Below are 19,925 nucleotides of genomic sequence, written 5' to 3' on the forward strand. Positions count from 1 at the left end.
TCCTTGATGTCCCTGCCATAAAAATAACATGCCTGACAGGTAGGTTTTGCTACGCCCGTCGGCAACGCTGCGTTCGCTTTGGCGAGCGCGGAGGGACTGTTTATGCTGAAAAATTATACCCGGCAGCTGTTCGCGCAGCTTAGCCGCCATCTGCCACGTCGTTTAGTCCAGCGCGATCCGCTGCCGGACGCCCGCCATCTGGCGAGTGGCCCCATTCCTGAATCGCTTGGTCAGCATTGCCTGAACGTGGCGGCGATGGACGACCAGGAGATCTGGCGCGCCTTTGACAGCCACCCTGAAGGGCTCAATGAAGGCGAAGTGGCGGCGAAAATTCTCAAACATGGTGACAACCAGATCCCGGCGCAGAAGCCCTCCCCGTGGTGGGTGCATCTGTGGACCTGCTATCGCAACCCGTTCAACCTGCTGCTGACCGTGCTCGGCATCGTCTCCTATTCCACCGAGGATCTGTTCGCCGCCGGGGTTATCGCCCTGATGGTGGGGATCTCGACATTGCTCAATTTCATCCAGGAGGCGCGCTCGACCAAAGCGGCGGATGCGCTGAAGGCGATGGTGAGCAACACCGCCACCGTGCTGCGGGTGGTGAACGAGCAGGGGGAGAGCCGCTGGCTGGAGCTGCCTATCGACCAGCTGGTGCCGGGCGACATTATCCGGCTGTCGGCGGGGGATATGATCCCGGCGGACCTGCGTATCCTGCAGGCGCGGGATTTATTCGTCGCCCAGGCCTCGCTGACCGGCGAATCGCTGCCGGTGGAGAAAGTGGCCCGCAGCCGCGATCCGCTGCAGCAAAACCCGCTGGAGTGCGACACCCTGTGCTTTATGGGCACCAACGTGGTGAGCGGCTCGGCGCAGGCCATCGTCTTCGCCACCGGCGGCCGCACCTGGTTTGGCCAGCTGGCCGGCCGCGTCAGTGAACAGGAGAGCGAGCCGAACGCCTTTCAGAAGGGCATCAGCCGGGTCAGCATGCTGCTGATCCGCTTTATGCTGGTGATGGCCCCGGTGGTGCTGCTGATCAATGGCTACACCAAAGGCGACTGGTGGGAGGCGGCGCTATTCGCGCTGTCGGTGGCGGTCGGCTTGACGCCGGAGATGCTGCCGATGATCGTCACTTCGACGCTGGCGCGCGGGGCGGTGAAGCTGTCGAAGCAAAAGGTCATCGTAAAGCACCTCGACGCCATTCAGAATTTCGGCGCGATGGACATCCTCTGCACTGATAAAACCGGCACCCTGACCCAGGATAAGATTGTGCTGGAGAACCATACCGACGTCTCCGGCAAGGTCTGCGAGCGGGTACTGCATGCCGCCTGGCTCAACAGCCACTACCAGACCGGCCTGAAAAACCTGCTCGACACCGCGGTGCTGGAGGGCGTTGAGCTGGATGCCGCCCGCGGGCTGGCGGAACGCTGGCAGAAGGTAGATGAGATACCCTTCGACTTCGAACGCCGCCGCATGTCGGTGGTGGTGAAGGAGGATGACGCCGCGCATCAGCTGATCTGCAAAGGGGCGCTGCAGGAGATCCTCAACGTCTCGACCCAGGTGCGCTACAACGGCGATATCGTACCGCTGGACGACACCATGCTGCGCCGTATTCGCCGGGTGACCGATACCCTCAACCGGCAGGGGCTGCGGGTGGTGGCGGTGGCGACCAAATACCTGCCGGCCCGCCAAGGCGACTACCAGCGCGCCGATGAGTCGGACCTGATCCTTGAAGGTTACATCGCCTTCCTCGATCCGCCGAAAGAGACCACCGCCCCGGCGCTGAAGGCGCTGAAGGCCAGCGGCATCACGGTGAAGATCCTCACCGGCGACAGCGAGCTGGTGGCGGCGAAGGTGTGCCATGAAGTGGGACTGGATGCTGGCGAAGTGGTGATTGGCAGCCAGATCGAAGCCATGAGCGACGACGAACTGGCGGCGCTGGCCAAACGCACCACGCTGTTCGCCCGCCTGGCGCCGCTGCATAAAGAGCGTATCGTGACGCTGCTGAAACGCGAAGGTCACGTGGTGGGCTTTATGGGCGACGGCATCAACGACGCCCCGGCGCTGCGCGCGGCGGATATCGGCATCTCGGTCGACGGCGCGGTGGATATCGCCCGCGAGGCGGCGGATATCATTCTGCTGGAAAAAAGCCTGATGGTGCTGGAGGAGGGGGTAATCGAAGGCCGCCGCACCTTCGCCAACATGCTCAAGTACATCAAAATGACCGCCAGCTCCAACTTCGGCAACGTCTTCAGCGTGCTGGTGGCCAGCGCCTTCCTGCCGTTTCTGCCGATGCTGCCGCTGCACCTGTTGATTCAGAACCTGCTGTACGATGTGTCCCAGGTGGCGATCCCGTTTGATAACGTCGATGATGAGCAGATCCGCAAGCCGCAGCGCTGGAACCCGGCCGATCTCGGGCGCTTTATGGTCTTCTTTGGGCCGATCAGCTCGATTTTCGATATCCTCACCTTCGGCCTGATGTGGTGGGTGTTCCACGCCAATACCGTGGAGATGCAGACCCTGTTCCAGTCCGGCTGGTTTATCGAAGGGCTGCTGTCGCAAACGCTGATTGTGCACATGATCCGCACCCGGCGCATTCCGTTCGTTCAGAGCCGGGCCGCCTGGCCGCTGTTCGCCATGACCCTGGTGGTGATGGCGGTGGGTATCGCGCTGCCGTTCTCGCCGCTGGCTAGCTACCTGCAGCTGCAGGCCCTGCCGCTGAGCTACTTCCCGTGGCTGGTGGCGATCCTGGCGGGCTATATGGTGCTGACCCAGGCCGTGAAGGGCTTCTACAGCCGCCGCTACGGCTGGCAGTGAGGGACGCGTTTTCGGATGACCCACGTAAAAAAGGCAGCCACTGGCTGCCTTTTTTCATGCCGAGGTTAGCGATCAGCGACGCACGGCGATGGCTTCGATCTCGATCTTCACGTCTTTCGGCAGACGTGCGACTTCAACGCAGGAGCGCGCCGGGAAGGTGGCGTTATGCTCGGTGAAGAACGCTTCGTAAGTGGCGTTAACGGTAGCGAAATCGTTGAGATCTTTGACGAATACGGTGGTCTTGACGATATCGCCGACGGTGAGGCCAGCGGCTTCAACGATCGCTTTCACGTTGTTCAGCGACTGGCGCGCCTGCGCGGACACGTCTTCCGGGACGCTGCCGGTTTTCGGGTCGACCGGGATCTGGCCAGAGGTGATGATCATGCTGCCGAGGTCAACGCCCTGAACGTAGGGGCCAATCGCCGCTGGTGCATTTTCCGTCGCAATAGTTTTGCTCATGTTATCTCCAGATGAACTGAGTAATGTTACGCAAAATCATTCAGGTTGCCGCCAGGCGGTAAGCGCTGTATCGCCGGCGCAGACGCCGCCTGAAGGACGAAGCGTAGGGTGGTAGCCATTATAGGGAGGCCTACCACCAATACCAACCGCATTTAGTTGGCCAGCACCACATAATGAGAAAACTCTTTTTCGCAGTATTTGCATTTGAGTGCGATGTCATCAGCGCGTTTTTTCACTGCAAAACTGGAAGAAACCGGTTCGGCGTGGCTGATACAGTTGCTGTTCGGGCAGACCAGCACGCTATCGATACGATCCGGCAAGCTCGGGCGGGATTTGCCCACCACTTCGTAATCATCAATGCGGTTTACCGTCGCCTGCGGGGCGTACAGCGACAGCTGGTTAACCTGCTCGTCGGTCAGGAAGGTGTTCTCGATTTTAATCAAATCCTTGCGGCCCATCTCGCCGGAGGGCAGGTTCAGGCCGATGGTGATGCGCTGGTCGGTTTCGGTCAGTTTGAACAGGGTGAGCAGCTTAAAGCCGACCTGCGCCGGGATATGGTCAATCACGGTGCCGCGTTTGATCGCTTCTACCTGCAGTTTATTGTCGTGTGTCATCTCTCATTCCCCCTTACAGTGCCAGCTCGCTATTCAGTACCAGTGCCAGTAACGCCTGGCGGGCGAAGATGCCGTTACCGGCCTGCTGGAAGTACCAGGCGTGCGGTGTTTTATCGACATCGGTGGTGATTTCGTCAATGCGCGGCAGCGGGTGCAGCACCTTCATATTGGCGCGCGCCCCTTCGAGGTCGGCGGCGCGCAGGACGAACTGCGCTTTGACGTTGGCGTATTCCGACGGATCCAGACGCTCTTTCTGCACGCGGGTCATGTACAGAATATCCACTTCCGCCATCACGTCGTCGATGGCGCTATGCAGGCTCCAGGCGATGCCTTTTTCATCGAGCATATCGAGGATGTACTGCGGCATGGCCAGCGCGTCCGGGGCGATGAAGTAGAAGCGGTTGCCGTTGAATTTGGCCAGCGCCTGGGTCAGGGAGTGGACGGTACGGCCATACTTCAGATCGCCGACCATCGCCACGTTGAGGTTTTCGAGGCGGCCCTGGGTCTCCTGAATGGTGAACAGGTCGAGCAGGGTTTGGGTCGGGTGCTGGTTAGCGCCGTCGCCGGCGTTCAGTACCGGCACGCCGCCGGAGAATTCGGTCGCCAGGCGCGCGGCACCCTCCTGCGGATGACGCATCACGATGGCGTCGACGTAGGTGCTGATGACGGAGATGGTATCCGCCAGCGTTTCCCCTTTTTTGCCCAGCGAGGTGTTGGCGCTGTCGGAAAAGCCGACCACGCTGGCGCCCAGGCGGTGCATCGAGGTTTCAAAAGAGAGGCGGGTGCGGGTCGAGGCTTCAAAGAAACAGCTGGCGATAACCTTATGCTTCAGCAGCTCGGGTTGTGGATTGGCTTTCAGCTTTGCCGCCGTCGCCAGCACCAGTTCGAGGTCTTCGCGGCTGAGATCGTTTATGGAAATGATATGTTTTTGATATAGCGGGTTAGCCATGCTTATCTCCTGACGCCTGGGCAAAAAAAAAGCCCCTTAAATAAGGGGCTTCGGGAATCCAATGAGCAACGGAAAGAAAAACGGCAGGCCAGCGTCTGCATTGAGACGCGCTAAGACAGAATGTCGTACGCAATTGGCCATGCTTCCTCCCGGCAAAACGACTGGCATTATACGCAGACCGTTATGACGATCAAGCGATTCATTCACAAACAGGTAATCGTTTGCCTGTCGAAAAGTGCGCCAGCGCAAAGAAGCGTGAAACTGTACTGGTATGGCAGCCGCGATGGGGGTATAAAACAAAGAAATGAAATGCTGTTTTATATTTGAGGTTAGCAATGATTATTGGCAATATCCACCATCTGCAGCCATGGCTGCCTGCCGCGCTGCGCGAGGCTATCGAACAGGTTATCGCTCAGGTCAGCGAGGCGACGCCGCTGGGTAAACACGCTATCGACGGCGACAACCTGTTTTATCTGATCTCCGAAGACACCACCGAGCCGCAGGCCGCGCGCCGCGCGGAATACCATGCTCGCTATCTCGATATCCAGATTGTGCTCCGCGGCAGCGAGGGGATGACCTTCAGCACCTTGCCGCCAGGAGAGCCGCAGACCGACTGGCTGGCGGAGAAAGACATCGCTTTTCTTGCCGAAGGCCAGCAGGAGAAAACGGTGATCCTTAACGAAGGGGACTTTGTGGTGTTTTATCCCGGCGAAGTGCATAAACCGCTGTGCGCCGTTGGCGCCCCGGCGAAGGTGCGCAAAGCGGTGGTGAAGATGCTGATGGTTTAGTTGACGAGCTTTTTTACCCAGAGCTAGCAATTGTCATATTGTGACAATTGCTATTCTTTGTTTTTCCTGGCTATTCCCGCTTTTTTACTTCTTATTCCCTCTCATTTGCTGCTTCAGCCAAACGCTCATACCGAGCGCATTGTGCAAATTTTGATGGCGATCTCATTAATACGTTATATAACGTATTAATGTTGTTTCCGCTAATTTGAACAATCAATAATGAGATCTGGAGTTCTTACTGTATGAATACTAAAGAAATAATTAATGCCGTTGCTAAAGAGATAGAAGACAAAGGCGGAATCCGCCAAGTGTTCCTTGTTGCCTGCGGCGGGTCATTAGTGGATATGTATCCGGCTAAGTACTTCCTGGATAGCGAGGCGACGAAGCTTCATGTCGGCATGTATACCGCCAATGAGTTTGTCTACGCGACGCCGAAAACGTTAGGGGAGAATTCGCTGGTTATCGTCTGTTCGCACGGGGGCAACACGCCGGAATCCGTCGCTGCGGCTAAGCTTGCTCAACAGCATCAAGCGCATACTATTACGCTGACTCACAACGCTCAGGCACAGTTGATCGAATACGCCAGTCACAACATTCTCTATGCCTGGGGTAACGATACCAATGTGGTCGATAACCCGATGGCGATTATCCTCAACCTGTGCGTTGATACGTTGCAGCAGGTGGAAGGTTTCAATAATTACGCTGATTTCCAACAGGGAATGACCCAAATTAATGGCGTCATTGCTCATGGCCGTCAGCAGGTTGCGGATCGCTGCCAGCGTTTTGCCCAAAAATATCAAGATGAAAAGCTCTTCTATATCCTCTCCAGCGGAGCTTCTTATGGCCATGCTTATGGTTTTGCTATCTGCTCACTAATGGAAATGCAATGGCTACATGCCGCACCTATTCACTCCGGGGAGTACTTCCACGGACCTTTTGAAGTTACGAATAAAGAGACGCCGTTTATTTTATTGATGAACGAAGGCCGTACGCGGGCGATGGATGAGCGAGCTTTGGCCTTCCTCACCAAGTATGCAGAAAAAGTGGAAGTCGTTGATGCTAAAGAACTGGGCATCGGGGTTCTTCCTCCGTCAGTCGTGGAGTTTTTCAACCCGGTACTGTTTTACAGCATCATGTGTGAATATCGTTCTGCGCTTGCCGACATTCGCCAGCATCCATTGGATACCCGCCGCTATATGGGGCTGGTGGAATACTAAGGGGAATTATGATGAATGTGATTGGAATTGGCGATAACGTCGTCGATAAATATGTTCATACTCAGACTATGTATCCCGGTGGAAATGCGCTGAACTTTGCCGCTTATGCGGCCATGCTGGGGCACAATGCGGCCTATTTGGGGATTTTTGGTAATGATGCCGCTGCGGAACACGTTATGCAGGTGCTGGATAAAGTTGGCGTCAAGTGGCCACACTGTCTGCAGGTGGCAGGAGAGAACGGCTGCGCACAGCTGAAAATCGAAGAGGGAGAACGGATATTTCTTGGTTCGAACGCCGGGGGTATTCGCAAGACAACTTCGATGGATTTTATTTTTCAGCATGAGCAATACCTGCGTGAGTTTGATCTGATCCATAGCGGCTGTTATAGCTACATGGAGACGCACTTACCTCAGTTACGCGAGCTCAACATTCCTGTCTCTTTCGATTTTTCAGATGACTTTGTACTGGAGCAGGCGCTGCCGCTGTGCCGTTACGTCGACTTCGCCTTCTTCTCATGCGCCGACTACAGCCTGGCGCAAACACGTGAAATTGTGCAACAAGCGCAGGCCAGCGGAAGTCGCATTGTCTGCGCGACGCGTGGAGATGAAGGCGCGATTTTATTTGACGGGCAGGATTGGTATCAGCAGGCGCCCGATTACGTCACTCCCGTCGATACAATGGGTGCAGGTGATGCTTTTATTACCGCTTTCATTTGCCATTTTCTGGCCCAACCTACGGGTAACAAGCGCGAAGCGATTACCAATAGCCTGCAAAAAGCAGCAGCTTTCTCGGCACAAATTTGCCTGAAAGAAGGGGCATTTGGCTACGGGACTCACTACTAACCTATAACGCCATCTCTCATTTTTCCGTACTGATTTCCGTCCGCTAGCCGGGCGGAAAGGGGGATTCCTGCGCTTTTTCCGTGAGGAAAGAATTATGCATAGTGATGCTGCTGATTTGATTTTACGTTCTGATGCTATTTTTACTGCTGCCAGAAATGAGCTATTTAGCGGATATGTAGTCATTAAAAACGGCGCTATCGCGGCGATGATAGCGAATGGGGAAGATATTCAAACCTGGAGAGGTGAAAGAACTCGCTTTATCGAACTTGGCGATCGCCTGATTTGTCCCGGATTTTGCGATAATCACACGTTTTTTACCGGCTATATGAGCATGCAGCGTGGCGTCGATCTCCATGCCTCCCGCGATAGTAATCATGCCCTTGAACTATTACAGGATGCAGAAAAGCTTCTCCCTGAGGGGAAAAGCCTCTATGGCTGGGGCTGGTCTGCTGCCCGTTGGGGAGCGGTGCCTGATGCCAGACTATTGGATGACGCTTTCCCGCAGAGACCGGTTGTCGCCATTAACGATGACAAAAGCTATTGCTGGATGAACCGTGCCGCCGTGGAGCTTTATGGCTTTACCGCTGAAGAGTGCAGCGCGGAGGCGAGAATCGCATTATTGGATGAGATGCTGTCTGATACCGCACAGTTAAAAAAAGAAATGCGGGCATTTATGGCCCGACTTGCCGGGCAGGGAATCACGGCAATAAAAGACGTTTGTTTCAACGATGCGCCGCAGTTGATGAATGCCTGGGATGAACTGGAAAAAGAGGATGCGCTATTGCTGAGAGTAAGCATTGTTTCTCAGCCCGTATCTGCGCCTGTCGATCTTGATTTCGGTGAACAGGCCCGACGCCGCTTTCATTCGCCATGGCTGCGGTTTCATGGCTTTAAATTTATGGTCGATGGCGTTATTGCCGATCATACCGGCGATATGATTTACCCCTATGCCGATCGTCCCGGCACGAACAATGAACGACCCGTTGATTATAATGCCCTGCGCCAGCAGGTTTTGTTGGCTGATGCTCGTGGATTCAACTGCTGTATGAATGCGGAGGGCGATGCTGCAATTCGCCGCTGTATTGATATTTTTGCCGAATGCCGTAAGCGTCACCCGCAGAGCGTGGTTAGACATTCTCTGAGCGATCTGGAATGTCCGCATCCAAACGATATTCCCAGAATGGCTGAGCTCGGCCTTTTTGCCGAAGTTTATGCACAAATTCTGCTCCTTAACCCCTGCGAAGCCGAAGCCTATATGCGCGAACGCTATGGGGAAGAGCGCGAAGCGCAATTCTACGATTATGCCGCACTATTTGGGGCTGGCGTGACGGTGACTATTGGCACCGATCTGCCCCTGTTTATTCCTTCTGTTCCTGACTCGATGTATGCCGCCTGCAGTCGTCAGTTCCCTGATGGTTCACCCGTGAATGGCTGGTACCGCGAACGCGGAATGACCCGACAACAGCTCTTAACGGCATGGACGCTGAATAGTGCTCGACACCACGGCATGGAAGAGATGACCGGTAGCCTTGAGCCGGGAAAACGCGCGGATGTCGCGGTTTTTGACCGTAATTTGTTGAGCTGCCCGAATGATGAGTTACGGACTTCTACCGTTGTACTGACCCTGGTGGATGGCCGTATTACCCATGACCTTCTGTAACTCTAAAAATGCCGAAAGACGGCAAACATAATATAAACATCTTATCGAGGCGGATTATGCGTATTGCAAAAATAAAGTGGGCGATGCCACACTGCTACGCTCTGATTTTCTTCATTATTATATTAGTAGCGCTGCTGACATGGTGTATTCCCAGCGGCAGTTTTGATTATCACTCAGTGACCTTACCCGGCGGTGAAACTAAAACATTAGTGATCCCAGGGTCTTATCATCTGCTGGACAAAGTCAGCAGCGAGGGCGATTTACGTCAGGGTATTGCCGCCGTACTGGCCGCGCCGATGGAGGGGATTATCAAGGCCGCCGACGTAGTGGCGTTTGTGCTCATTGTTGGTGGCGCTTTTGGCATTATTTTACGTACTGGCGCAATTGAGCGGGGTCTGGTGGCGCTGGCTGAACGCCTGGCAGGTAAAGGAATTTTGGTTATTCCTATCGCAATGACCTTGTTTAGCCTGGGAGGCGCGACTTTTGGTATGAGCGAGGAGGTGATCCCCCTGTATGCGATCTTTATCTCCCTGATGTTCGCGCTGGGTTATGACTCAATGACTGCGATCCTGATTCTTTTTCTGGGAACCCAGATTGGCTACGTTGGCGCAATGACCAATCCGTTCTCTGTACTCATTGCCCAGGGCGTAGCGGGTATTCAGGGAAATCCGCAGCTTTGGCTACGTGCTATTGCATGGCTGGTCTTCACGCTACTGGCGATTGCTTACACCATGTGGTACGCGCACCGTGTTAAACGCACTCCGCAAAAGTCGCCGGTATATGAAAATGATTGTCGCAACCGCGAGCAGTTTTTGTCGATACAGGATACGTCGGTCCATTTTTCCATCGCCGATCGGGTAATTATCATCGCCTTTGTGCTGGCGCTGGCCGTCATCTCATGGGGGTTAATCACGCGTGGCTGGTACATGGTTGAGATCGGCTCTGTGTTCCTGGCTCTGGGGCTGTTTTCCGGGATCGTCGGGCGCATGGGCATTAGCGGGATGGCCGACAGCTTTGTCGAAGGGTGCAAAGAGTTTGTCTACGCCGCCGTAGTCATAGGTCTTGCGCGCGGTATTCTGGTGGTGGCGGAGAATGGACGAATTATCGATACGTTGCTATTTGGTTTGTCTGAAATGCTGGAAGGGTTGCCGCAGTATGCGTTTACCACTCTGATGCTATTAGGGCATAACGTCATCACCTTTTTTGTGCCCTCATCTTCGGGCGAGGCCGCGCTCACTATGCCCGTGCTGGCGCCGTTAGGCGATTTGGTTGGTATCAATAAAGAGGCGATGGTGATGGCTTATCAATTTGGCAATGGCCTGACGAACCTGGTCTCTCCTACCGGCGGTGTATTGCTGGCTGGGTTGTCTATTGCGCGCATTGGGTTTGGTCAGTGGTTAAAGGCCATTGCGCCGCTGTTTCCGGTGCTGTGGATAGTTAGCGCTGCTTTTGCTGCGATTTCGGCCTGGGTCTGAAGGATATGCGCGCCGTCGTAGTTTGATGTGCGCGCTTCGATTATAATCCTGCTTCGCATTAATGGCCGTGCTGGTACCTCTTTTATGTCGAATTTTGGACTGCAACAGAATACTTCCGTACCGTTATACAGGCAGCTTAAAGATAAAATCCTCAGCGATATTTCTTCCGGGAAACTCGCTGAAGGAGAGAAAATCCCCACCGAGATTGAGCTCAGCGAACTCTACAATATCAGCCGTATTACAGTGCGCAACGCAGTGAAAGAGCTGGTAGCCGAAGGCTATTTGGTAAAAAAGCAGGGGAAGGGGACTTTTGTCTGTCTGCCTAAAATTGAGCGTAAAGTTGTTCACTTACTTAGCTTTACTGCCGCATGCGATGCTAACCATCTACCAACCCATAGCGTAGTGACTCGTCGTGAGATTCTGCGGGACTATCGTAATGCGCGTCAGCTTCTTGAGCTTGAGAGCGATGATTCCGTGCTTTATATCCAACGCCTTAGGATCGCTGGCGATGCGCCGTTAATGTTAGAGAATAATTACTACTCTCTGAAACGATTAGGTTTTTTACAGCAGGAGGATCTTAGCGGGTCGCTGTATCAGCTATTGCGTGAAAAATATGCGATCGTGCCTACCTATGCGGGTGAAACGACAGTAGAAATGGTGCGTGCGGATTCTGACAGCGCACCGCTGCTGAAGCAACCGCCCGGCGAACCGTTATTCCTGATGAAAACGCTAATTCTGGATAGCCAGCATCAGCCTATTCATTATGGAGAACAGTATATCGTCGCCGAGCGTTACACGTTTAGTTTCTGATTTCAGCGTGAAAGCGTCGCCACCATCACCGCTTTGATGGTGTGCATCCGGTTTTCCGCCTGGTCGAAGACCACGCTCGCCGCCGACTCAAACACCTCGTCAGTCACCTCCATGCCGCCGTGCAGGCCGTAATCGGCAGCCATCTGTTTGCCCAGCGTGGTCTGGTCGTCGTGGAACGCCGGCAGGCAGTGGAGGAACTTGACCTGCGGGTTGCCGGTCAGCGCCAGCATCGCGCTGTTAACCTGATAGTCGCGCAGCAGGGCGATACGTTCGGCCCATTTTTCCTTCGCCTCGCCCATTGAGACCCAGACGTCGGTATAGATAAAATCGGCGTCTTTCACCCCCGCGGCGATATCTTCCGTCAGGGTGATGTTACCGCCCTGCTGTTTGGCCAGCGCGGTGCAGGTCTCCACCAGCGCGGCCTCCGGCCAGCAGGCCGATGGCGCCACCAGGCGCAGATCCAGACCGGTCAACGCGGCGGCTTCCAGCATCGAATTGCCCATGTTGTTGCGCGCGTCGCCGGCGTAGACCAGCGTCATCTGGTTAAAGGCTTTGCCCGGCAGATGCTCTTTCATGGTCAGCAGGTCCGCCAGCAGCTGGGTGGGGTGGAACTCGTTGGTGAGACCGTTCCACACCGGCACGCCGGCGTATTGCGCCAGGGTCTCTACCACTTCCTGGCCGTGGCCGCGGTACTGAATGCCGTCGTACATCCGTCCGAGCACGCGGGCGGTGTCCTTGATCGACTCTTTATGGCCAATCTGGCTGCCGCTGGGCCCCAGGTAGGTCACGCGGGCGCCTTGATCGTATGCGGCAACTTCGAAAGAGCATCGTGTACGGGTTGAGTCTTTTTCGAAGATGAGCGCGATGTTTTTTCCTGCCAGTTTCTGGACTTCGATACCGTTTTTCTTATCGGCTTTCAGCTTTGCCGCCAGCTCGAGCAGGGCGGTGATTTCTGCAGGCGTAAAATCGAGTAACTTTAAAAAATGCTTCTGGTAAAACGCAGACATGGTTCCCTCACCTGGCATAGGCCACTAATTGAATTAAAATTCAATTTATATGTATGAATATTCATTTGCAAGTCTGTGATCGAAATCTTTCACTGAGAAGTGGAGGCAATGACGGCGGTATGTGACAATAGGGATAACTGCCGCACATTATGAGGAACGAGCCATGGCAAACCCGGAACACCTGGAAGAACAGCGTGAAGAGACGCGTCTGATTATCGAAGAGCTGCTGGAAGATGGCAGCGATCCGGACGCACTGTACACGATTGAGCATCACCTCTCTGCAGACGATTTCGAAACCCTGGAGAAAGTGGCGGTTGAAGCGTTCAAGCTGGGCTACGAAGTGACCGAGCCCGAAGAGCTGGAAGTGGAAGAGGGTGACATGGTCATCTGCTGCGATATTCTGAGCGAATGCGCGCTGAACGCAGACCTGATCGATGCCCAGGTGGAACAGCTGATGACGCTGGCAGAAAAATATGACGTCGAGTATGACGGTTGGGGCACCTATTATGAGGACCCGAACGGTGAAGACGGCGACGACGATGACGAAGAGTATGTCGATGAAGACGACGATGGTGTTCGCCACTAAGTCGCAAATGTCGTAGATGGATACGGCGGCGCCTGCCGCCGTATAGCAAGGAACTTTCATGGATTACCCGCAGATTCTTTCCCCGATTATCAACTTCCTGCACTGCCCGACGCCGCAGGCGTGGATTGACGAAGCCCGCAAGCCGGAAAACCTGCCGCTGCTGCTGACCGACCATATGGTGTGCGAGCTGAAAGCGGCGCAGAACGCCATGCTGCTGGTGCGTCGCTACGTCGCGGATAAAGCTGACGCCGACGAACTGTTGGCCTGCCTGAAGCCGTACGAAGACTTCACCTATCGCCGGGGGCCGGAGCCGGATTTTGTCGCCCTGCATAAACGGATCAACAAAAGCGCCATGCCGCAGACCGACGACCCGTGGGGCCGCCAGCTGCTGGACAGCATGATTTTGTTGATTAAAGAGGAACTGCATCACTTCTGGCAGGTGCGGGAGATGATGCTGGCGCGCGATATCCCCTACGTCAAAATCACCGCCAGCAACTATGCCCGCGGCCTGCGGCGCGAAGTGCGCTCGCATGAGCCGGTGATGCTGATCGATAAGCTGATCTGCGGCGCCTATATCGAGGCCCGCTCCTGCGAACGCTTTGCCGCCCTGGCGCCGTGGCTGGACGACGATCTGCAAAAGTTCTACCTGTCGCTGCTGCGCTCCGAGGTGCGTCACTATCAGGACTATCTGGATCTGGCGCAGAAGATTGCCGGAGAAGATATCAGCGAGCGGGTGCGCCAGCTCGGCGAGGCGGAAGCGGCGCTGATCCTCCGTCCCGAGGCCGAGTTCCGCTTTCACAGCGGTGTGCCGGTAGCGGCGTAACCCACGATATTCGGGCCCGGTAGTCACTAACACCGGCAGTTTCAGTAGCCATGGGGAAAGAGATAGCGTTGAGAGCTTCAGCTCGCAATGGTACGGGCCGTAGGTCGGGTAAGGTTAGCCGCCACCCGACAAAAAAACGGCACCGCGAGCACGGGTAAGGTGCCATTCGGGACATACCCGGCTCGCGCTACGCTTAACCGGGCTACCGAACTGTAGCCCCGGTAAGCGTAGCGCTACCCGGGACGCCTGCGATATCGAGGCGCTACAGCGTTTTCAGCATCCGTACTTCGCAGTCCACGTGGCCGGTGCAGCCCAGCGGCCCGTCAATGTGCTCGAAGCCGAGATGTTCATATAAGCCGATCGCCTCCGTCAGGAAGGCGGTGGTTTCCAGATAGCAGCGCTTAAACCCTTGTTCGCGGGCGTAGTCCAGCGCCAGCAGCGCTAGCTTCTTCGCCAGCCCCTGGCCGCGGGCGCTGGTCATAAAATACATTTTCTGCAGCTCGCAGATATCCGGCTCGCTGCAGGCGAGCGGCGCGACGCCGCCGCCGCCAACCACTTCCCCCTCTTGCTCCACCACCCAGTAGGCGGAGCCCGGCTGGCTGTACAGCTCATACAGCTCATCGAGATTCGGGTCGGCGACCGTATAGCCTTTATCGGCGGTCAGGCCATATTCAGCCGAGACCTGGCGGATGACCCTGGCGATGGCGGCATTGTCTGCCGCCGTAATGCGACGCAGCAACGTCGCCGCGGGGACGCTCGTATTCATACAATGACTCATTACCCAAAAAAGACGAATGATGATGTTAATAACATCGCGACAGGGGAAAGCGCAAGCGAGGATGTTTCATAAAAAACGCCCCTTGCCGGGTGGCAAGGGGCGGGAGGATCACAGCGCGGCGATCACCGCCTGCTGTTCAATCAGCTTCGCTTTCGCTTCCGCGTAGCCTTCCAGCTTCTCGCGCTCTTTAGCGATCACCGCTTCCGGCGCGCGGGCGACAAAGCCTTCGTTGGCCAGCTTGCTCTCGATGCGGCCAATTTCACCTTCGATTTTGGCCACTTCTTTCGCCAGACGCGCCAGCTCATCTTCTTTATTGATGAGGCCCGCCATCGGGATCAGCAGCTCGGCGCCGTCGACAATCTTGGTCACCGAGACCGGACCTTTATCATCGGCAGGCAGCACGGTAATGCTTTCCAGACGCGCCAGGTTCAACAGGAAGCTGCGGTTGTCGTTCACACGACGCTCGGCCTCTTTGCTGCAGCCGCGCAGCAGCAGTTCCAGCGGTTTGCCCGGAGCGATGTTCATTTCCGCACGGATGTTACGCACGGCGACGATCGCCTGCTTCAGCCATTCGGTGTCGGCCAGCGCCGCGTCATCCACCTGAGAAGCATCGTACTGCGGGAACGGTTGCAGCATGATGGTGTCGGCGGTGATCCCGCAGATCGCTTTCACGCGCTGCCAGATGGTTTCGGTAATGAACGGAATGATCGGATGCGCCAGGCGCAGCAGACCTTCCAGCACGGTGACCAGAGTATGGCGAGTCCCGCGCAGCTCCGCTTCGTTGCCACCGTTCATAACCGGCTTGGTCAGCTCCAGGTACCAGTCGCAGAACTGGTTCCAGGTGAACTCATACAGGATGCCGGCGGCGATATCGAAGCGGAAGTTATCCAGCGCTTCGCGATACGCTTTCACGGTGTGGTTGAATTCCGCGATGATCCAGCGGTCGGCGAGGGAGAGCACCATTTCGCCGCCGTTGAAACCGCAATCCTGATCTTCGGTGTTCATCAGCACGAAGCGGCTGGCGTTCCACAGCTTATTACAGAAGTTACGGTAACCTTCCAGACGCTTCATATCCCAGTTGATGTCGCGGCCGGTAGAGGCCAGCGCCGCCAGGGTGAAGCGCAGGGCGTCGGTGCCGTGCGGCTCGATGCCGTTCGGGAACTGTTTCTCGGTACGCTTGCGGATTTTATCCGCCAGCTGCGGCTGCATCATGTTGCCGGTACGTTTTTCCAGCAGTTCCGGCAGGGTGATACCGTCAACCATATCCAGCGGGTCAATGACGTTACCCTTGGACTTGGACATCTTCTGGCCTTCGTCATCGCGGATCAGACCGGTCATGTAGACGGTCTTAAACGGTACCTGCGGTTTACCGTTTTCATCTTTGATGAAGTGCATGGTCATCATGATCATGCGGGCGATCCAGAAGAAGATAATGTCGAAGCCGGACACCATCACGCTGGTCGGGTGGAACTGACGCAGGGCGTCGGTGTTTTCCGGCCAGCCGAGGGTGGAGAAGGTCCACAGCGCGGAGGAGAACCAGGTATCGAGAACGTCTTCATCCTGACGCAGGGCAACGTCGGCGCTCAGGTTGTTTTCCTGACGCACTTCGTCTTCGCTACGGCCTACGTAGACGTTGCCGTCGTTGTCATACCATGCCGGGATGCGGTGACCCCACCACAGCTGACGGGAGATACACCAGTCCTGAATATCGCGCATCCAGGAGAAGTACATGTTTTCGTACTGCTTCGGCACGAACTGAATGTCGCCGTTTTCAACGGCTTCGACTGCTGGCTTGGCCAACACGTCCGCGCGCACGTACCACTTGTCGGTCAGCATCGGCTCGATCACCACGCCGCCGCGATCGCCGTAAGGGACGGTCAGGTCGTGCGGTTTGATCTCTTCCAGCAGGCCGAGGGCGTCAACTGCCGCAACAACGGCTTTACGCGCCGCGAAGCGTTCCAGTTTCTGGAACTCCGCCGGGATCTCGCTGGAGTAGACGTCGGATTCATTGCCTTTGGTGTCGTAGACTTCCGCGCTTTCGCGGATGTCGCCGTCAAAGGTGAGGATGTTGATCATCGGCAGCTGGTGACGACGACCCACTTCGTAGTCGTTAAAGTCGTGCGCCGGGGTGATCTTCACGCAGCCGGTGCCTTTTTCCATGTCGGCGTGCTCGTCGCCCACGATCGGGATGCGGCGGTTAACCAGCGGCAGCACCACGAATTTGCCAATCAGATCTTTGTAGCGCGGATCTTCCGGGTTAACGGCCACGCCGGTATCGCCCAGCAGGGTTTCCGGACGGGTGGTGGCGACCACCAGGTAATCTTTACCGTCAGCGGTTTTCGCGCCATCGGCCAGCGGGTAGCGGATGTGCCACATGGAACCTTTCGATTCGCGGTTTTCCACTTCGAGGTCGGAAATGGCGGTGCGCAGTTTCGGGTCCCAGTTAACCAGGCGTTTGCCGCGGTAGATCAGGTCTTCTTTGTACAGGCGAACAAAGACTTCTTTCACGGCATTGGAAAGCCCCTCGTCCATGGTGAAGCGCTCGCGCTCCCAGTCCACGGAGTTGCCGAGACGGCGCATCTGACGGGTAATGGTGCCGCCGGATTCCGCTTTCCACTGCCAGATTTTGTCGATAAAGGCATCGCGGCCGTAGTCGTGGCGGGTTTTCCCTTCTTCAGCGGCAATCTTACGCTCAACCACCATCTGGGTAGCGATACCTGCGTGGTCGGTACCGGCCTGCCACAGGGTGTTTTTGCCCTGCATGCGCTGGTAGCGAATCATGGTATCCATGATGGTTTGCTGGAAGGCATGACCCATATGCAAACTGCCGGTGACGTTCGGCGGCGGGATCATGATGCAGAAGCTCTCCTGGCTTTCATCACCATTCGGTTTGAAATAGCCCTGCTTTTCCCAGTGCTCGTAAAGCGGCTGTTCGATATCTTGTGGGTTGTATGTCTTTTCCATTATTTCCAGGTTGCCGTGTTCAGGTTGAAACCAGCCATGCGGTACGCCTTATAGCGTTCGCGCGCCAGTTGTTTCAGATTGTCTTCGTAAGGGACAAAGTCTATCACTTCTGTGAAAGCGGTGGCAAAATCTGCAAAGTTTAGCCGCAGGCTGATAAGAATATCCCGCGGGCTGCTGTTGCGCTTTTGCGGCCAGGCAATCTCTACCGGCGCGCCGCCTCTCGGGCCTTCGCCCGCCAGATTATGCGGCACAAAGCTTTCCGGCGGCCGCGACCACAGCGCCTCGTCGAGGCGAATCGCCTGCTGTTCATCTTCGCAGGCGATCAGGACGCGCTTGCCGTTGCGCCAACGTTCTGCGGCAATGTCACACACCAACTGCTCGACGGCGCTCAGGCCGTCGACGGTGGCGTCATTGTCCAGAAGATAGAACGTTGCGTTTTTCATATATGGGGCTTCTTGTTGTGGATTTAAATGCAAAGCCGGGCGGCGCTACGCTTACCCGGCCTACAGTGTGCTGCCGTTTGTAGGCCGGGTAAGGCATCGCCGCCACCCGGCATGTCACATCACTCTTCGCCGTTAAAACCCGCACGATTGAGCAGGAACTGCGACAGCAGTGCCACCGGACGACCGGTCGCGCCTTTGGCCTTACCGGAACGCCAGGCAGTACCGGCGATGTCGAGGTGCGCCCAGTTGTACTTGCGGGTGAAGCGCGACAGGAAACAGCCGGCGGTGATCGCGCCGCCAGGACGGCCGCCAATGTTCGCCATATCGGCAAAATTGGACTCCAGCTGATCCTGGAACTCGTCGGCCAGCGGCAAACGCCATGCGCGGTCGCCCGCCAGTTCGGAGGCGCCGATCAGCTCATGGGCCAGCGGGTTATGGTTCGACATCAGGCCGGTGATGTGATGGCCGAGGGCAATCACGCAGGCCCCGGTCAGCGTCGCCACGTCGATAACCGCTTCCGGCTCGAAGCGCTCAACGTAGGTCAGGACGTCGCACAGCACCAGACGGCCTTCGGCGTCGGTGTTCAGCACTTCCACCGTCTGGCCGGACATAGTGGTCAGGACGTCACCCGGACGATAGGCGCGGCCGCCAGGCATGTTTTCACAGCCCGCCAGCACGCCGATGACGTTCAGCGGCAGCTGCAGTTCGGCAACCATCCGCATCACGCCGTACACCGCCGCCGCGCCGCACATGTCGTACTTCATCTCGTCCATGCCTTCGGCAGGCTTGATGGAGATACCGCCAGAGTCGAAGGTCAGGCCTTTACCGACCAGCACGATAGGGCGCGCGTCCTCAGCCGGGTTACCTTTATATTCGATGACCGACATCAGCGACTCGTTCTGCGACCCATTGCCGACGGCGAGGTAGGCGTTCATCCCCAGCTCGCGCATCTGCTGTTCGCCGATCACCCGGGTGATGACGTTTTTGCTGTAGGTATCGGCCAGCTGACGCGCCTGAGAGGCCAGATAGGCGGCGTTACAGATGTTCGGCGGCATATTGCCAAGATCTTTTGCCGCTTTGATGCCGGCGGCAATCGCCAAGCCATGCTGAATGGCGCGTTCGCCGCTGGTCAGCTCGCGACGGGTCGGCACGTTAAAGACCATTTTACGCAGCGGGCGACGCGGCTCGCTTTTGTTGGTCTTCAACTGGTCGAAGCTGTACAGCGTCTCTTTGGCGGTTTCAACCGCCTGGCGAACTTTCCAGTAGTTGTTACGGCCTTTGACGTGCAGCTCGGTCAGGAAGCAGACGGCTTCCATTGAGCCGGTATCATTCAGGGTATTGATGGTTTTCTGGATGACCTGCTTATACTGACGCTCATCCAGCTCGCGCTCTTTGCCGCAGCCAATCAGCAGAATGCGCTCAGACAGAATGTTTGGCACATGGTGCAGCAATAACGTCTGGCCAGGTTTGCCTTCCAGCTCGCCGCGACGCAGCAGGGCGCTGATGTAGCCGTCGCTGATTTTATCGAGTTGTTCGGCGATGGGGGAGAGGCGACGTGGTTCAAAGACGCCGACCACGATACAGGCGCTCCGCTGCTTCTCCGGGCTACCGCTTTTTACACTGAACTCCATGCACTATGCTCCTGAATCTTAAAGACAACAGTGGTGGCTACGGCTATACTCGTCGCCTTTCAAGTTGC

20 protein-coding genes are annotated in these 19,925 nt (G+C 56.3%); 9 read left to right on the forward strand and 11 right to left on the reverse strand.

Annotated elements, in window-relative coordinates; all coding sequences use genetic code 11:
- Nucleotides 1-102 precede the first annotated feature (102 nt).
- Complete coding sequence (gene mgtA, locus HMPREF3140_RS18600; protein ID WP_070553059.1) at nt 103-2,811, forward strand: magnesium-translocating P-type ATPase; 2,709 nt, start codon at nt 103-105, stop codon at nt 2,809-2,811.
- Between the two features lie 72 nt (nt 2,812-2,883).
- Here the strand turns inward: mgtA and ridA are convergent, their stop codons facing one another.
- The 5 genes from ridA to HMPREF3140_RS27610 all read right to left on the reverse strand — a co-directional run bounded on the left by ridA (nt 2,884) and on the right by HMPREF3140_RS27610 (nt 4,974).
- Nucleotides 2,884-3,270 carry a 2-iminobutanoate/2-iminopropanoate deaminase gene (gene ridA, locus HMPREF3140_RS18605; protein WP_002886926.1) on the reverse strand — a complete coding sequence of 129 codons (387 nt, stop codon included), beginning with the start codon at nt 3,268-3,270 and terminating at the stop codon, nt 2,884-2,886.
- A gap of 152 nt (nt 3,271-3,422) precedes the next feature.
- Entirely contained in the window at nt 3,423-3,884 is a 462-nt protein-coding gene (pyrI, locus tag HMPREF3140_RS18610; protein WP_002886927.1) for an aspartate carbamoyltransferase regulatory subunit, read from the reverse strand.
- 13 nt (nt 3,885-3,897) lie between these two features.
- Entirely contained in the window at nt 3,898-4,833 is a 936-nt protein-coding gene (pyrB, locus tag HMPREF3140_RS18615; RefSeq protein ID WP_002886928.1) for an aspartate carbamoyltransferase, read from the reverse strand.
- A 2-nt stretch (nt 4,834-4,835) separates the two neighbouring features.
- Nucleotides 4,836-4,895 (reverse strand): pyrBI operon leader peptide, encoded by a 60-nt coding sequence (locus tag HMPREF3140_RS29660; RefSeq protein ID WP_227650304.1) that lies wholly within the window; start codon nt 4,893-4,895, stop codon nt 4,836-4,838.
- Nucleotides 4,870-4,974, reverse strand: coding sequence for a pyrBI operon leader peptide (locus HMPREF3140_RS27610; protein WP_002886930.1), 105 nt, complete (start codon nt 4,972-4,974; stop codon nt 4,870-4,872). The genes HMPREF3140_RS29660 and HMPREF3140_RS27610 overlap by 26 nt, the downstream gene beginning before the upstream one ends.
- Nucleotides 4,975-5,168: 194 nt before the next feature.
- On the opposite strand from HMPREF3140_RS27610, the gene HMPREF3140_RS18620 reads away from it, so the two are divergent.
- The 6 genes from HMPREF3140_RS18620 to HMPREF3140_RS18650 all read left to right on the forward strand — a co-directional run bounded on the left by HMPREF3140_RS18620 (nt 5,169) and on the right by HMPREF3140_RS18650 (nt 11,625).
- A complete protein-coding gene (locus HMPREF3140_RS18620) occupies nt 5,169-5,621 on the forward strand; it encodes a YhcH/YjgK/YiaL family protein (protein ID WP_004186717.1) in 453 nt (150 codons plus the stop codon).
- A gap of 242 nt (nt 5,622-5,863) precedes the next feature.
- Nucleotides 5,864-6,838: an SIS domain-containing protein gene (locus tag HMPREF3140_RS18630; protein ID WP_002886940.1), complete on the forward strand. Its 975-nt coding sequence runs from the start codon at nt 5,864-5,866 to the stop codon at nt 6,836-6,838.
- Between the two features lie 11 nt (nt 6,839-6,849).
- On the forward strand, nt 6,850-7,680 hold the full coding sequence (locus HMPREF3140_RS18635; protein WP_002886941.1) for a PfkB family carbohydrate kinase: 831 nt from the start codon (nt 6,850-6,852) through the stop codon (nt 7,678-7,680).
- Between the two features lie 94 nt (nt 7,681-7,774).
- Nucleotides 7,775-9,340 (forward strand): amidohydrolase, encoded by a 1,566-nt coding sequence (locus HMPREF3140_RS18640; protein WP_032412864.1) that lies wholly within the window; start codon nt 7,775-7,777, stop codon nt 9,338-9,340.
- A 56-nt stretch (nt 9,341-9,396) separates the two neighbouring features.
- Nucleotides 9,397-10,815, forward strand: coding sequence for a YfcC family protein (locus HMPREF3140_RS18645; protein WP_004152274.1), 1,419 nt, complete (start codon nt 9,397-9,399; stop codon nt 10,813-10,815).
- 84 nt (nt 10,816-10,899) lie between these two features.
- Nucleotides 10,900-11,625 carry a GntR family transcriptional regulator gene (locus tag HMPREF3140_RS18650; RefSeq protein WP_002886945.1) on the forward strand — a complete coding sequence of 242 codons (726 nt, stop codon included), beginning with the start codon at nt 10,900-10,902 and terminating at the stop codon, nt 11,623-11,625.
- Between the two features lie 2 nt (nt 11,626-11,627).
- Here the strand turns inward: HMPREF3140_RS18650 and argF are convergent, their stop codons facing one another.
- Entirely contained in the window at nt 11,628-12,632 is a 1,005-nt protein-coding gene (gene argF, locus HMPREF3140_RS18655) for an ornithine carbamoyltransferase (protein WP_032412867.1), read from the reverse strand.
- The gene (argL, locus tag HMPREF3140_RS29665) at nt 12,602-12,697 is read right to left on the reverse strand and encodes a putative translational regulatory protein ArgL (RefSeq protein WP_370736902.1); all 96 of its coding nucleotides are present in this window, start codon (nt 12,695-12,697) and stop codon (nt 12,602-12,604) included. Before argL ends, argF begins: the two co-directional genes overlap by 31 nt.
- Before the next feature lie 98 nt (nt 12,698-12,795).
- Here argL and rraB point away from each other — a divergent pair, with 98 nt between their 5' ends.
- Both rraB and miaE read left to right on the forward strand, forming a co-directional pair.
- Nucleotides 12,796-13,218 (forward strand): ribonuclease E inhibitor RraB, encoded by a 423-nt coding sequence (gene rraB, locus HMPREF3140_RS18660; RefSeq protein WP_002886947.1) that lies wholly within the window; start codon nt 12,796-12,798, stop codon nt 13,216-13,218.
- A gap of 58 nt (nt 13,219-13,276) precedes the next feature.
- A complete protein-coding gene (miaE, locus tag HMPREF3140_RS18665; RefSeq protein WP_032412870.1) occupies nt 13,277-14,041 on the forward strand; it encodes a tRNA isopentenyl-2-thiomethyl-A-37 hydroxylase MiaE in 765 nt (254 codons plus the stop codon).
- Nucleotides 14,042-14,303: 262 nt separating this feature from the next.
- On the opposite strand, the gene HMPREF3140_RS18670 is transcribed toward miaE, so the two are convergent.
- The 4 genes from HMPREF3140_RS18670 to pepA form a co-directional block, all read right to left on the reverse strand.
- Nucleotides 14,304-14,807: a GNAT family N-acetyltransferase gene (locus HMPREF3140_RS18670; RefSeq protein ID WP_004152275.1), complete on the reverse strand. Its 504-nt coding sequence runs from the start codon at nt 14,805-14,807 to the stop codon at nt 14,304-14,306.
- 120 nt (nt 14,808-14,927) lie between these two features.
- Complete coding sequence (locus tag HMPREF3140_RS18675; RefSeq protein ID WP_070553060.1) at nt 14,928-17,783, reverse strand: valine--tRNA ligase; 2,856 nt, start codon at nt 17,781-17,783, stop codon at nt 14,928-14,930.
- Nucleotides 17,783-18,226, reverse strand: a complete 444-nt coding sequence (gene holC / locus HMPREF3140_RS18680) for a DNA polymerase III subunit chi (RefSeq protein WP_002886953.1) — start codon at nt 18,224-18,226, stop codon at nt 17,783-17,785. Before holC ends, HMPREF3140_RS18675 begins: the two co-directional genes overlap by 1 nt.
- Before the next feature lie 119 nt (nt 18,227-18,345).
- On the reverse strand, nt 18,346-19,857 hold the full coding sequence (gene pepA / locus HMPREF3140_RS18685) for a leucyl aminopeptidase (RefSeq protein ID WP_002886954.1): 1,512 nt from the start codon (nt 19,855-19,857) through the stop codon (nt 18,346-18,348).
- Nucleotides 19,858-19,925 lie beyond the last annotated feature (68 nt).

The sequence above is a fragment of the Klebsiella sp. HMSC16A12 genome (assembly GCF_001808265.1).
GTDB classification, from domain to species: Bacteria; Pseudomonadota; Gammaproteobacteria; order Enterobacterales; family Enterobacteriaceae; genus Klebsiella; species Klebsiella pneumoniae.

What these genes read in the sequence shown, in the direction of transcription:
- mgtA (WP_070553059.1), top strand. Translation starts at nt 103, where the DNA reads ATGCTGAAAAATTATACCCGGCAGCTGTTCGCGCAGCTTAGCCGCCAT.
- ridA (WP_002886926.1), bottom strand. Translation starts at nt 3,270, where the DNA reads ATGAGCAAAACTATTGCGACGGAAAATGCACCAGCGGCGATTGGCCCC.
- pyrI (WP_002886927.1), bottom strand. Translation starts at nt 3,884, where the DNA reads ATGACACACGACAATAAACTGCAGGTAGAAGCGATCAAACGCGGCACC.
- pyrB (WP_002886928.1), bottom strand. Translation starts at nt 4,833, where the DNA reads ATGGCTAACCCGCTATATCAAAAACATATCATTTCCATAAACGATCTC.
- HMPREF3140_RS27610 (WP_002886930.1), bottom strand. Translation starts at nt 4,974, where the DNA reads ATGGCCAATTGCGTACGACATTCTGTCTTAGCGCGTCTCAATGCAGAC.
- HMPREF3140_RS18620 (WP_004186717.1), top strand. Translation starts at nt 5,169, where the DNA reads ATGATTATTGGCAATATCCACCATCTGCAGCCATGGCTGCCTGCCGCG.
- HMPREF3140_RS18630 (WP_002886940.1), top strand. Translation starts at nt 5,864, where the DNA reads ATGAATACTAAAGAAATAATTAATGCCGTTGCTAAAGAGATAGAAGAC.
- HMPREF3140_RS18635 (WP_002886941.1), top strand. Translation starts at nt 6,850, where the DNA reads ATGAATGTGATTGGAATTGGCGATAACGTCGTCGATAAATATGTTCAT.
- HMPREF3140_RS18640 (WP_032412864.1), top strand. Translation starts at nt 7,775, where the DNA reads ATGCATAGTGATGCTGCTGATTTGATTTTACGTTCTGATGCTATTTTT.
- HMPREF3140_RS18645 (WP_004152274.1), top strand. Translation starts at nt 9,397, where the DNA reads ATGCGTATTGCAAAAATAAAGTGGGCGATGCCACACTGCTACGCTCTG.
- HMPREF3140_RS18650 (WP_002886945.1), top strand. Translation starts at nt 10,900, where the DNA reads ATGTCGAATTTTGGACTGCAACAGAATACTTCCGTACCGTTATACAGG.
- argF (WP_032412867.1), bottom strand. Translation starts at nt 12,632, where the DNA reads ATGTCTGCGTTTTACCAGAAGCATTTTTTAAAGTTACTCGATTTTACG.
- argL (WP_370736902.1), bottom strand. Translation starts at nt 12,697, where the DNA reads ATGAATATTCATACATATAAATTGAATTTTAATTCAATTAGTGGCCTA.
- rraB (WP_002886947.1), top strand. Translation starts at nt 12,796, where the DNA reads ATGGCAAACCCGGAACACCTGGAAGAACAGCGTGAAGAGACGCGTCTG.
- miaE (WP_032412870.1), top strand. Translation starts at nt 13,277, where the DNA reads ATGGATTACCCGCAGATTCTTTCCCCGATTATCAACTTCCTGCACTGC.
- HMPREF3140_RS18670 (WP_004152275.1), bottom strand. Translation starts at nt 14,807, where the DNA reads ATGAATACGAGCGTCCCCGCGGCGACGTTGCTGCGTCGCATTACGGCG.
- HMPREF3140_RS18675 (WP_070553060.1), bottom strand. Translation starts at nt 17,783, where the DNA reads ATGGAAAAGACATACAACCCACAAGATATCGAACAGCCGCTTTACGAG.
- holC (WP_002886953.1), bottom strand. Translation starts at nt 18,226, where the DNA reads ATGAAAAACGCAACGTTCTATCTTCTGGACAATGACGCCACCGTCGAC.
- pepA (WP_002886954.1), bottom strand. Translation starts at nt 19,857, where the DNA reads ATGGAGTTCAGTGTAAAAAGCGGTAGCCCGGAGAAGCAGCGGAGCGCC.